This window comes from Amycolatopsis lurida (assembly GCF_900105055.1).
In the GTDB taxonomy this organism is placed as follows: domain Bacteria; phylum Actinomycetota; class Actinomycetes; order Mycobacteriales; family Pseudonocardiaceae; genus Amycolatopsis; species Amycolatopsis lurida.
Genome location: NZ_FNTA01000003.1, coordinates 554,656 through 566,729, shown reverse-complemented (window position 1 = coordinate 566,729; position 12,074 = coordinate 554,656). Strand labels below are relative to the sequence as shown.

Here is a 12,074-nt window from a genome sequence, read left to right as displayed (position 1 = left end):
GCTCAAGGTGTCAGCGGGGACGGTTGGGCTTCTTGGGCATCAGGTCGTAGAGCTTCTTGCGAGCCCCGTTGTCCTTCGCGCTGCGCGTCACCGACACCTCGGTGATGAAGTCCTCGAAGACGAACTCCTCGTCCGCGGGCACGATCGCCGCGGCCGGATGGTTCTGCAGGTAGCCGTCCAGTGTCGCCGCGATCTCCCGGAACGACAGCGCCTGCAAGGTTTCCGGCGCGTACGTCGTCACCGGGACGCCGTGCGCGGCGGCCTCGTTCATCACGACGCCGAGCGGGACGTGCGACAGCATCGGGATCCCGAACGCGTACAGCTCCTGCAACGCCGCCGCCGCGTAGTGCGAGATCGGGCGGCGGTACAGACCGGGTACGAGGCCGTAGTAGGCGATCGGCGGACGGCCGACGGTCTGTTCGACGTAACGCACCTGGTCCGCGAGCAGGCGCAGCGCGCGGATACTCGTCCGGTCCGGCTGCACCGGCACGAGGATGCCGTGTGAAGCGGCGAGCGCGTTGTTGGTCAGGACGTCGAGCGCGGGCGGGCAGTCGATGATGATGTGGTCGTAGTTCGCGAACTGGATGACCCTGGCCAGCTGCCAGCCGGGTACGCGGAACTGGTCCAGCCGCCGGATCAGGTCGAACATGCCCGGTGAGGTCGGGATGACGTCGAACGCGCCGCCTCTGCCGAGGTTGCTGCGCGGATGCCGCACGGCGAGTTCCTCGATGGGCCCCTTCCACACCTTGGTCAGGGCTTTGGCCAGGCTGGGCATGTCGTGCGCCACCTCGTCCAGCCCGAGGAGTTCGGTGGTCGCGTGGCCCTGTGGGTCGAGGTCGATCAGCAGCACCCGGCGACCGCGTTCGGCCAGTGCGGCCGCCGCGCCCACGCTGAGTGAGGTCTTGCCGACCCCGCCTTTCTGGTTGACCACCGAGGTGATCTGCATGCCGAAGCGCTCCCTGTGTCTGTTGTTCCGGGAAGGCTATTGGAAACCCGCCGAGAAAGCGCGTCTATCAGCCCGCCTGTCGCGGTCGCACCAGGAGAGCCTGAGCGCCGGAGGCGAGCGGGCCCGAGGCGTCGTGCAGCGTGGTGGTCGCCGTCCCGATGCCGTTCGGGCCGACCAGGGTGGCCGCGTCGACGCCGATCCAGTCGCCCAGCGGCGGGCGGCGGAGGTGCACCGTCAGCTCGGAGTTGATGAACCACCACTCACGCGGATCCAGGAAGTTCGAGATCCCGTTGCCCGAGTCCGCCAGGACGAACAGCCGCTGCAGCGGGCTCGGCTTCTCCCCGTCGACGAGCGCCACGCGCTGACGGCCCCAGACGGTCGCCGGCCCCGCCGCGTCGAGCGCGCCCTTGACCCGCCGCCACTCGACGGCGTCGAGGTACCCGCCGTGCCAGCCCTCCGGCCAGGAGGACGCCGGCAGCCCCTCCGGCGAGGGCAGCGCCGGGCCTTCCGCGGTGGCCACCGCCGTGGTGTCCGAAGTCGCGATCCGCCACGCCGACGCACGGGCGACGACCCGCTCCCCATGGGCGAGCTCGGCGACCAGCCATTCGACCGACCGGCCCGGCCGCTCCACCCACGCCCGCACCGAAAGCTCCTTCAGCGGCGCGGGCCCGAGGATCTCGACCGTCACCCGTGCCAGCTGGCTCGCGTGCGGCGCTTCGACCTCTTCGAGCGCGCGGACCAGCAACGCCGAGGGCGGCCCGAAGTGCTGTGCGTCCGGGGTCCAAGGGCCTGCGGTATGCGGGGTCGGGAGAAAGACGCCGTCACCCGACGGCATGTAGAAGGCTTCTGTCACAAGGGCACTCTAAGGGCAAAGAGCACTCTAATCCGCACGGTCCAATACGGACTCTTCGCCGGGATCCGGCTCCGGCCAGCCGGGATACGGCGGGGGAGTGCCGCCGTACTGCGGGCAGAGCGCCTGGTGATCACACCACGCGCAGAGTTTGCTCGGATTCGGGCGGAAATCACCGGTCTTGCCCGCTTTGAGGATCGCCTGCCAGATCGCCTCCAGCGTGCGCTCGAAGCGGATCAGCTCACCCTCGTCGGGCGTGTAGGCCAGGGACTGCCCGTCGGTGAGGTACATCAGTTTCAGCTGGCGTGGCACGACGCCGCGAAGCCGCCAGAGGACCACGGCGTAGAACTTCATCTGGAACATCGCCTTGGCCTCGCCGATCTCGCGGGGCGCGGCGCCGGTCTTGTAGTCGACGACCCGGATCTCGCCGGTAGGCGCGACGTCCAGCCTGTCGACGTAGCCTCGAAGCAGAACTCCTGAGCCCAGCTCGATCTCGACGTGCAGCTCGCACGCCTCGGGCTCCAGCCGGCGCGGATCTTCGAGGCCGAAGTAGGTGTCGACGAGCTGCTCGGCCGACGAGAGCCACGACGTGACGGCGTCGGGATCGTCCTGGTCGAACAGCTCGATCCATTCCGGACGTTCCGCGGACAGGTCCTCCCAAGCCGGCGCGAGCAGCTCTTTGGCCTGCGGAGGAGTGCGATCGGCTTGGGGAAGGGAGAACAGGCGCTCCAGCACGGAATGCACCAGCGTGCCGCGCAGCTGGGCCTTCGTCGGGATCTCGGGCAGTCTGTCGACCGCGCGGAAGCGGTAGAGCAGCGGGCACTGTTTGAAGTCGCTGGCACGCGACGGGGACAGGGCCGGCCGACGGCGCGGGACTTCGGCGCCGGGCGGCGGATCGGCGGTGACCGTGTCGGTGTCGGGCATGGGAGGAGCGTATCGCCGGGCACCGACGGTTTCGGGACCGCAACGCACCGGAGCGGCATGACCGACACCACCCGGACGGGAAGGGCGGGTTACCGGCACCCCACACCTGGGCATCTACGCTCTGACACATGGCGGTGACGGGTGAGCAGGGCCCGCCTCGACGAGGCGTGGCACCAGAGGGCGGGCTCCTGCTGTTCCGCGTCTCCGGGATCCCCGTGCTGCTGGCCCCTTCGTGGTGGGTCGGCTCCCTGATCATCGTGGTGCTCTACACACCGTTGGTCGAGCGGTTCCTGCCCGGCGCGACGACGCTGACCTCGTGGCTGCTGGCGGCCGCGTTCGCGGTCCTTCTCGGACTTTCGGTGCTCGCCCACGAACTCGGGCACTGCCTGGTCGCGCTGCGGCTCGGCATCCCGGTCCGGCGCCTGCGGCTGTTCCTGCTCGGCGGCCTTTCCGAGGTCGCCAGGACACCCCGCGAGCCGAGGCAGGAAGGGCTCGTCGCCGCCGCGGGACCGATCGTTTCGCTGCTGCTGGGCGGTTTCTGCGGTCTGCTCATGTTCGCCGTCCCGCCGGAAAGCGCGGCTTGGCTGCTCATCGCCGAATGCGCGGTCGCGAACTTCGCCGTCGGGATCTTCAATCTCCTGCCGGGGCTTCCGCTCGACGGCGGCAGGCTGGTCCGCGCCGGGGTCTGGGCGGCGACCGGCCGCCGTGAGCGGGGCACGCGGGCGGCGGTCGTCGGTGGCGGTGTCGTCGCCGCGGGACTGGTCGTCTGGGCGCTGTGGGGGCTGGCCGCGGGCAGTGAGGACCGCTGGCTCCGGCTCGGTGTCTGCGTGGTGACGGCGTGGTTCGTGATCCTCGGCGCCCGAAGCGAACTCGCCGCCGAAACACGCCGCGGCTGGCCCGAAGGTGTGCGGCTGAGCGAACTCGTCCGCCCTGTTCTCCAACTTCCGGCGGAAAGCCCCGTCTCGGACGCGCTGGCCGCTTCGGCGGGCCGCGGGGTGGTCCTGGTTCGTGCCGACGGCGTCGCGGCGGGCCTGCTCGACGAGACGGCCGCGGCACAGCTCGCCGGAACGTCGCCGCACGCGCCCGCGGAGATGGCCGCGGAGCCGATCCGCGCCGACACCGTGCTGCTTTCGTCGGAGTCGGGGGAGGAGATCGCCGAGCGGGTCCGGGAAACGGCCGCGTGGCAGTTCCTCGTGGTGGACGACGAAGGCAGGCCCGCGGGGGTGCTCAGGCGCGAAGACCTGCGCGCCGCGCTGACCCGGAGCCGACCCCCGGCGTAGCGCGGTGCGGCCACCTGCGAGGATCGGTCGTCCCGTCCGAGGTACTCCTTCCCGCCGAGGACGGCATGGCTCAGCATTCGCGCGTATGGAGGTTCAGTGTCGGTCCGAGGGCCGTTTCGTGTTGGTGACCGGGTTCAGCTGACCGACTCCAAGGGGCGGCACTACACCATGGTCCTCGCCGAGGGACAGCAGTATCACACCCATCGCGGTGCGCTGGCGCACGACGACGTGATCGGTGCGCAGGAGGGTTCGGTCGTCACTTCGGCCGGCGGCAGCCACTATCTGGCGCTTCGCCCGCTGCTGCCGGACTACGTGTTGTCGATGCCGCGAGGCGCGCAGGTGATCTACCCGAAGGACGCCGCGCAGATCGTGATGTGGGGCGACATCTTTCCGGGCGCCCGAGTGCTCGAGGCGGGTGCCGGCTCCGGCGCGCTGACCTGTTCGCTGCTGCGGGCGGTCGGTGCGGAAGGGACCGTGCAGTCCTACGAGATCCGGGACGACCACGCCGAACACGCCGAGCGGAACGTCGAGAAGTTCTTCGGCCACAAGCCGGACAACTGGTCGCTGACGGTCGCGGACCTGTCGACGCACACCGGCGAGGTCGACCGCGTCGTCCTCGACATGCTGGCGCCCTGGGACCAGTTGGAGACGGTCGCCGCGCATCTGGTGCCGGGCGGCGTGCTCACGGTCTATGTGGCGACGGTCACACAACTTTCGCGGATCACGGAAGCCTTGCGGGACCAGCAGTGCTGGACCGAGCCGGAATCGTGGGAGACCCTCATGCGGCCCTGGCACGTCGTGAGCCTCGCGGTGCGGCCGGACCATCGGATGGTCGCGCACACCGCGTTCCTGCTGACGGCGCGCCGCCTGGCGGACGGCACCGTTTCGCCGCGGGTGCACCGCCGCTCCGGCAAGGGCTGATCGGACGGCTCCCGGCAGACCTGGCAGTACGTGAAGGCCCCCTTCACTGCGCCAGGCGCAGTGAAGGGGGCCTTCACGTACTGCGGACCCGAAACGCCACCCCGGAATGTCAGGGCACGCACCATTTCCCGCCCTGCTTCTTGAGCGGAAACGGCGTGTCCTTCTGCCCGCCGACGCCTTCGACGTGGACGGTCACGGTGGCGGAGTCGCCGCTGACCACCGGCGGATCAGGGACGGTCGCGGTCACCTTGCCCGCCGCCGACCATTTCCGGCCGAGTTCGGCCAGATCGGCCGACGACTGCTGGACGCAGGTGAGTTTCCCGAACGCGGTCGCGTCGTGGTTGACGATGGCCGCGGCGATCGCCTTGCCGACCACCTCGACCGCCGCCACGTCCGGATCCACCGGAACCGGACGGGACGAAGCGGGCGGTGGTGCAGGCGTGCCGGTGTTCGACGCGGCCGGGTCGGAGCCGGAGGGGGCCACCAGGAGCAGCCCCACCACGACCCCGGCCGCGACCGCGCCACAAACCACCGCCACGGCGGTCAGCTTGTGGCTCACCGTCACGGACAGGTCACTTCTTGTCGGCCTTGATGTCCTTGAGGCACCACAGGTTCGATTCCTTGGCCGCCGTGATCGTGCCCTCCGCCATCTTGGTGCCCTGGGTGGCGCGGTAACGGCCGGTCGCCCGGTCGCCGCTTTCCTTGGCGGGCTCGGTGATCTCGAGCTTGATGGGGTCGAGCGGCTTGCCCTCGTCCTTGGTGTTCTCGCTACGGCAGATCAGGTCGAGGAACGTCTTCTTGTCACCCGCGCTGTAGGAGGTCGCGGCGCTTTCGAAGACTTCCTGCGGCGTGGCCTTGCCGCCGGGCGCCGGACCTGAGCTCTTGGTCGACGACGTGCTGGGCGAGCTGGACCTCGTCCGGGTCGAGCTCGGCTTCTGCGACGACGAGGACGGCGCTGCCGACGGGGCGGCGCTGCTGGTGGGCGGCGCGGCGGTCGGGTTGTCGTCACCCGAGTTCAGCGCGATGACCAGTGCGGTGACACCACCACCGACGAGAACGACCGCGCCGATCGCGATGCCGACGATCAGGCCGGTCTTCTTTTTCTTGGGTGGCTCTCCGCCGCCGAACCCGCCTTCCTGCGGGTAGGCGTTGTAGCCGCCCTGCTGCCCGTACGGATCCGGCTGGCCGAACTGCTGCGTGCCGCCGGGGTATCCCTGCTGGGGCTGAGGACCGCTCTGCGGATAGCCGCCTTGCTGCTGGCCGTACGGGTCCTGTCCGTACTGGCCGCCACCGGGGTATCCCTGTTGCGGCTGGGGGCCGCTCTGCGGGTACCCGCCCTGTTGGCCGTACGGATCTTGTCCGTAGCCGCCGGGCTGCTGCGGCGGGTAAGTCATGGCTGGTGCCCCCTAGCTGTTCTGCGAAAATGCTCAACATGACCTGCGGGTCCGCCTCCCCGGCGAACGTCGCCCGATGCTAGCCATCGAGCCGGATCGCCGCTCGATTAGGGCCGAACTGATACCGGAATCCCGTTTGCACCCGGACGGAGCCGGGTATTCCGCCGCAGGTCAGGCCAGGTGGACGGATTGTGACCATGAGTGCGCCGGACCCGGCACCGGGATGGCCTCTTGCGCGGCGCGAAGGTACGTGCTGGCGGGCCGTCCGGAACGCGACGCGCCGATCTTGTGATGCGGAAAGGCCTTTTATTGTCGGTGATCGCCGGTACCGTGGAATGAAAAGCACTCCGAGGAGGTGCCCGATGCATCATGACCTTCCCGGAGGTCGGCGCGAGGAGGCCGACCCTTCAGAAACGACCGGAGCTGGAATCACGTCCGACGAGCAGGCACGTCAAGTCCGCTTCCTCGAGGAGGAAGTCGCCCTGCTGCGCCGGAAGCTCACCGATTCGCCACGTCAGAACCGAGTGCTGGAGCAGCGACTCGCCGAGGCGTCGGAACGAGTGAGCCAACTCACGGAACGCAACACGAAACTGGTCGAGACGCTCCGCGAGGCGCGTGGCCAGTTGCTCGCGTTGCGAGAGGAGGTCGACAGGCTGGCCCAGCCTCCGAGCGGTTACGGCGTGTTCGTCACCGCGTACGAGGACAACACGGTGGACGTGTTCACCGCGGGCCGCAAAATGCGGGTTTCGGTCTCACCCGCGGTCGAGGTCTCGTCGCTTCAGCGCGGACAGGCGTTGCGGCTCAACGAGGCACTGACCGTCGTCGAGGGCGGTGACTTCGAGCGGATCGGCGAGGTCTGCGCGCTGCGCGAGGTGCTGGCCCCGGACGTCGAGGGCGGCAGCCCCCGTGCGCTCGTGGTCGGGCACGCGGACGAGGAGCGGGTCGTCCTGCTCTCCGATCCGCTGGCCGAACAGCCCCTCAAGCCGGGCGATTCCCTGCTGGTGGACTCGAAAGCCGGTTACGCCTACGAACGCGTGCCGAAGGCGGAGGTCGAGGATCTCGTGCTGGAGGAGGTGCCCGACGTCCGGTACGAGGACATCGGTGGCCTGACCCGGCAGATCGAGCAGATCCGCGACGCCGTCGAGCTTCCGTTCCTGCACGCTGATCTCTACCAGGAGTACCAGTTGCGTCCGCCGAAGGGCGTCCTGCTCTACGGGCCTCCTGGCTGCGGTAAGACCCTCATCGCCAAGGCGGTGGCCAACTCGCTCGCCAAGAAGGTCGCGGAAGCCCGCGGCGACGCGGCGGACGGGAAGTCCTACTTCCTGAACATCAAGGGTCCGGAACTGCTGAACAAGTTCGTCGGGGAGACCGAGCGGCATATCCGCCTGATCTTCCAGCGGGCTCGGGAAAAGGCCTCCGAAGGCACCCCGGTGATCGTGTTCTTCGACGAGATGGACTCGATCTTCCGCACCCGCGGTTCGGGCGTGTCCTCCGACGTGGAGACCACGATCGTCCCGCAGCTGCTTTCGGAGATCGACGGTGTGGAAGGCCTGGAGAACGTCATCGTCATCGGCGCCTCCAACCGCGAGGACATGATCGACCCGGCGATCCTGCGGCCGGGCCGGCTCGACGTCAAGATCAAGATCGAGCGTCCGGACGCCGAAGGCGCGAAGGACATCTTCTCCAAGTACCTGTCCGATGGCCTGCCCATCCACGCGGACGACCTCGCCGAGTTCGGCGGGGACCGCAGGGCGACGTTCGACGCGATGATCCAGCACACGGTCGAGCGGATGTACGAGGAGACGGACGAAAACCGGTTCCTCGAGGTCACCTACGCCAACGGTGACAAGGAAGTCCTGTACTTCCGCGACTTCAACTCGGGCGCGATGATCCAGAACATCGTGGACCGGGCGAAGAAGTCGGCGATCAAGTCGGTGCTGGAGACCCAGCAGCCCGGCCTGCGCGTGCAGCACCTGCTGGACGCGATCGTCGACGAGTTCGCGGAGAACGAGGACCTGCCCAACACCACCAACCCGGACGACTGGGCCCGGATCTCCGGCAAGAAGGGCGAGCGGATCGTGTACATCCGCACGCTCGTCACCGGCAAGAACCAGGATTCGGGGCGGGCGATCGACACCGCCACGAACACCGGTCAGTACCTGTAGGGCAAGCCGAAAGGGCCCTTCGCCGCAGCCTTCTGCGGCGAAGGGCCCTTTCGCGTCACGCGGGTACGGGTTCCCGGACTTTCTTGCGCACGCTCAGCCGCCCGTGAGCGGCCAGGATGCCGAGGACGACGAGCAGCGCGCCGACAGGCTGGTTCCACGCCAAGGGTTCGTCGAGGACCAGTACACCGAGCAGCACGCCGACGACCGGTGTGAGGTAGGTCACCGCCGACGCGTTCGACGCGCCCCACGCCGCGATGATCGAAGCGTTCCAGGCGTAGGCGAGGCCGGTGCCCAGTGCGCCGAGCGCGATCATGCTGAGCACGATCGGCGTGTCCAGGCGGACCGGGGTCGTCGCGATGAACGGCGCGAGCACCAGCATCACGACGGCGCCACAGCAGACCTGTCCGAGTGCGACAGTGGGCGCGTCGAGGTTCCGCCAGGAGATGAACCGTCGCACGTAGACGAACGAGATGCCGTAGCAGGTCGTCGCGCCGAGGCAGGCCAGCTGCGCGGTCAGTTCGTGGGACACGTCGATCCCTCGCCAGACCCCGACGATGGTGAGCACGCCGAGGAAACCGAGGATCAGGCCCGTCGTGCGGGCCTTGGTGAACCGTTCCGACGGCAGGGCCGCGGCGGCGATGAGCATCGTGATCAGCGGGGTCGTCGCGTTGAAGATGCTGGCGAGCCCGGACGAGATGTACTGCTCGGCCCACGAGAAGAGCAGGAACGGGATGACGCACAGCAGTACGGAGACCACCGCGAGATGGCCCCAGAGCGCCGGGTCGCGGGGGAGCGGCTTACGGCGCCACGCGGCGATGGCGATCAGCGCCACGGCACCGAGGCAGATGCGCGAGAGCGCCACCTGAGCGGGCGACAGGCCGGTGAGACCGACCTTGATGAACAGAAAACTCGCACCCCAGACGACCGCGAGCGCCGCGAACCGGATCGCGATACCGAAACGTCCCAATTGTCCTTCTCCTGAATCCTCAAGCAAGGGTTCAGTGAAACCCGGAAGCCCGTTGCGCTCCAGCGGTTTTCGGACGATGTGTCCCAAGACTTGCGCGCGGCGGTCACTCGAACTGTCTGTATAACGGCCTATACTCTCGGGCTGTGAACGAATCTTCCGGGCGCCCGCGCGCGCCGATCACCGAAGCCGATGTCCTGGCCTGGCTGGAAACAACGGCCGCCGCCGTCCGGGCGGGAGAGGTGAGCGCCCCCGAGCTGATCGAGATCCTGGGGGAGTTGCGCCGTGCGTCCGCGGCCTGCGCCGACGCGTCGGACTGGGCGCTGCTCGCCGCCAGGGAGGAGGGCGCCAGCCTTCGCCAGATCGCGCCGGTCTTCGGCAAGGGTTACGTTCGGGCTCCGGCGGCGCGTCTCGAAAAACTCCATCGGCAGGCGCAGAACTCGAGTCAGTGGCTCGCGATCCTCCGCCACAAGAACGAAGGAGCCCGGTGACAGACTCGGAAACCCCCGTCGGCGACCGGATCGCCGTCGGGCTGGCGGCGCTCGGCCGGCCCGCGTACATCAACCTCGGCCGGGTCGACGCGCTGCCGCCCGGACGCGGGTTCGAGGCGATGCGCGCGGCGACCTACGACGTCATGGACGACGCGTACCGCGCGGGCGTCCGCTGGATCGACGTCGCCCGTTCGTATGGTTCGTCAGAGGAGTTCCTCGCCGGCTGGCTCGCCGGCCGCGGCCACCCGGACGTCACCGTGTCGAGCAAATGGGGCTACCGCTACGTGGGCGAGTGGAAGCTCGACGCGGAGGTGCACGAGGTCAAGGAGCACACCGCGGCGCGGTTCGCCGAACAGTGGTCCGAATCCGTCGGCCTGCTGGGGAAGGCGATCTCGCTCTACCAAGTCCACTCGCTCACTGTGGACAGTCCACTGTTCACCGACGACCGCCTGATCGGCGCGCTGGCGGAACTCGCCGCGGACGGGGTGCCGGTGGGGTTCTCGACGTCCGGACCGTCGCAGGCGGACACGGTCCGCCGGGCGTTCGAGCTGGAAGTGGCCGGAACGCCGGTCTTCAGCACCGTGCAGTCGACCTGGAACCTGCTCGAACCGTCCGCCGGCCCGGCGCTCGCCGAAGCGCACGCCGCCGGAAAACGGGTACTGGTCAAGGAAACCGTCGCGAACGGACGCCTGGTGGTCGAGCCGCCGTCGCCGCTCGCGCGGATCGCGCGGGAGCACGGCGCGGGTCCGGACGCGGTGGCCATCGCGGCGGTGCTGGCGCAGGACTGGCGTCCGATCGCGGTCATCGGCCCGTCGAGCACCGCTCAGCTCGCGGAGAATCTCGTTGCCGCGAAGGTGAAACTCATCGAAGACGAACTCGCGGAGCTGGCCGCGCTCGCGGAGGAACCGGTCGCCTACTGGCGGCACCGATCCTGCCTCGGCTGGCATTGAGGGGCTGGACTAGTCTCGCGGCAAACGTCAGGCGGAAGCCGGGAGGGCTCGAGGGTGCGTCATCGGCAGGTGCTCGCGGTGGCGACGGTCGCGCTGTTCGGTCTGTCGGGGTGCGCCGACCGTCCCAACGACCTCGACACCTACTACGACGATCCGACGCCGACACCCACGGTCGAGCCGTCGCAGCCTTCGGTGAAGCCGCAGGCCAACCCGGTGCCGCCGTCGTCGACCCGGGCTCCCGTCCCCGCGGCCGTTTCCGCCGCGTTGCTGACCGACGAGGACGTCGCCGAGGAAGAGGTCGTTCCCGGCGAGAGCAGGATGTCCGGCTGTCTGACCGGTCTCACCCGGGACACGAGCCGCTCGATCGCGTGGTCGTATCCCAGCGGATCGACGCTGGAACATCAGGTCACCGAGTACACCGGTCGCGCCGCTTCGGACGTCGTCCTCCGGGCGGACTGTGACGGCAAGAAGGTCACTCTCGCGAAGCAAACCGGCATAGAGGTCCAGCGTGCGTGGTGCGACGGCACGACCTGCACGGTGTTGCTCGCCAAGGGGAAGCTCGTCTCAGCCCTCAGTGTCACGGCCGGAACCGAGGCGAGGGCGACGGAGGCGGCGAAGCGGCTGCTGCCGATCGTCGCACAGCGCCTCCGTTCGGCCTAGCGGGCGTTCTCGCGCCGGAACCACTCCAGCGCGCCGAGACGGCCGTCCGGGATGAACCGGCTCTCCGGATCGTCGAGCCACGAACGCAATTCGGCCAGCGTCAGCCAACGTCCTTCGACGACTTCGGACGGCTGATGGACGAAGGGGCCGTCCCAACGTGTCTCGAACGCGAAGTTGTGGCAGCGGATCGTGTCGTCGTCGGTGACGTGGACGAAAAGCGGCCGTAGTTCCGCTCCGTGAACACCCAGTTCTTCAGCGAGTTCCCGGCGCGCGCACTCCTCCGGTGTCTCACCCGCGGCGACGATGCCGCCCGCCCAGCAGTCCCAAGTGGAGGGATAGACGTCCTTCGTGGGAGTGCGCAGGTGCACGTAAACCGAGCCTCCGTCACTCGAACGGACCAACACCACACCCGCCGCGTGCCAGAGTCCTTCGGCGCGGACCCGGGAGCGAGTGGCCGCTCCCACCACGGTTCCGCCGAGGTCATAGAGCGCAACGAGTTCGTCACTGCCTGACATGGGGGGCATCGTCG

At 68.9% G+C, this 12,074-nt stretch carries 13 protein-coding genes; 6 read left to right on the top strand and 7 right to left on the bottom strand.

The features are described from left to right. Positions 1-10: 10 nt before the first annotated feature. From BLW75_RS05005 to BLW75_RS04995, 3 genes are all read right to left on the bottom strand, one after another. A complete protein-coding gene (locus BLW75_RS05005) occupies positions 11-946 on the bottom strand; it encodes a ParA family protein (RefSeq protein ID WP_034306615.1) in 936 nt (311 codons plus the stop codon). A 67-nt stretch (positions 947-1,013) separates the two neighbouring features. Then, entirely contained in the window at positions 1,014-1,799 is a 786-nt protein-coding gene (locus BLW75_RS05000) for a thioesterase family protein (RefSeq protein ID WP_034306616.1), read from the bottom strand. A 27-nt stretch (positions 1,800-1,826) separates the two neighbouring features. Continuing rightward, positions 1,827-2,720, bottom strand: a complete 894-nt coding sequence (locus BLW75_RS04995) for a RecB family exonuclease (protein ID WP_034306618.1) — start codon at positions 2,718-2,720, stop codon at positions 1,827-1,829. Between the two features lie 128 nt (positions 2,721-2,848). Between BLW75_RS04995 and BLW75_RS04990 the strand changes: the two genes are divergently transcribed. Further along, on the top strand, positions 2,849-4,000 hold the full coding sequence (locus BLW75_RS04990) for a M50 family metallopeptidase (protein WP_091596805.1): 1,152 nt from the start codon (positions 2,849-2,851) through the stop codon (positions 3,998-4,000). 96 nt (positions 4,001-4,096) lie between these two features. Then, positions 4,097-4,921 (top strand): tRNA (adenine-N1)-methyltransferase, encoded by an 825-nt coding sequence (locus BLW75_RS04985; protein WP_034306621.1) that lies wholly within the window; start codon positions 4,097-4,099, stop codon positions 4,919-4,921. A 109-nt stretch (positions 4,922-5,030) separates the two neighbouring features. Here the strand turns inward: BLW75_RS04985 and BLW75_RS04980 are convergent, their stop codons facing one another. Together BLW75_RS04980 and BLW75_RS04975 are read right to left on the bottom strand one after the other, a co-directional pair. Beyond that, entirely contained in the window at positions 5,031-5,486 is a 456-nt protein-coding gene (locus BLW75_RS04980) for a hypothetical protein (protein ID WP_091596802.1), read from the bottom strand. A 7-nt stretch (positions 5,487-5,493) separates the two neighbouring features. After that, complete coding sequence (locus tag BLW75_RS04975; RefSeq protein ID WP_034306622.1) at positions 5,494-6,315, bottom strand: hypothetical protein; 822 nt, start codon at positions 6,313-6,315, stop codon at positions 5,494-5,496. Positions 6,316-6,677: 362 nt separating this feature from the next. On the opposite strand from BLW75_RS04975, the gene arc reads away from it, so the two are divergent. Continuing rightward, complete coding sequence (arc, locus tag BLW75_RS04970; protein ID WP_034306623.1) at positions 6,678-8,480, top strand: proteasome ATPase; 1,803 nt, start codon at positions 6,678-6,680, stop codon at positions 8,478-8,480. Between the two features lie 55 nt (positions 8,481-8,535). Here the strand turns inward: arc and BLW75_RS04965 are convergent, their stop codons facing one another. Next, positions 8,536-9,447 (bottom strand): DMT family transporter, encoded by a 912-nt coding sequence (locus BLW75_RS04965; RefSeq protein ID WP_034306625.1) that lies wholly within the window; start codon positions 9,445-9,447, stop codon positions 8,536-8,538. Between the two features lie 143 nt (positions 9,448-9,590). Here BLW75_RS04965 and BLW75_RS04960 point away from each other — a divergent pair, with 143 nt between their 5' ends. Genes BLW75_RS04960 through BLW75_RS04950 form a run of 3 tightly spaced genes read left to right on the top strand, consistent with a single transcriptional unit; the run spans position 9,591 to position 11,545 of the window. Continuing rightward, positions 9,591-9,935, top strand: a complete 345-nt coding sequence (locus BLW75_RS04960; RefSeq protein WP_034306627.1) for a hypothetical protein — start codon at positions 9,591-9,593, stop codon at positions 9,933-9,935. Further along, positions 9,932-10,885 carry an aldo/keto reductase gene (locus tag BLW75_RS04955; protein WP_034306628.1) on the top strand — a complete coding sequence of 318 codons (954 nt, stop codon included), beginning with the start codon at positions 9,932-9,934 and terminating at the stop codon, positions 10,883-10,885. The genes BLW75_RS04960 and BLW75_RS04955 overlap by 4 nt, the downstream gene beginning before the upstream one ends. Positions 10,886-10,939: 54 nt before the next feature. Continuing rightward, complete coding sequence (locus BLW75_RS04950; RefSeq protein ID WP_034306629.1) at positions 10,940-11,545, top strand: hypothetical protein; 606 nt, start codon at positions 10,940-10,942, stop codon at positions 11,543-11,545. On the opposite strand, the gene BLW75_RS04945 is transcribed toward BLW75_RS04950, so the two are convergent. Next, a complete protein-coding gene (locus BLW75_RS04945) occupies positions 11,542-12,060 on the bottom strand; it encodes an NUDIX hydrolase (RefSeq protein WP_034306630.1) in 519 nt (172 codons plus the stop codon). The genes BLW75_RS04950 and BLW75_RS04945 overlap by 4 nt on opposite strands. Between the last annotated feature and the right edge of the window lie 14 nt (positions 12,061-12,074).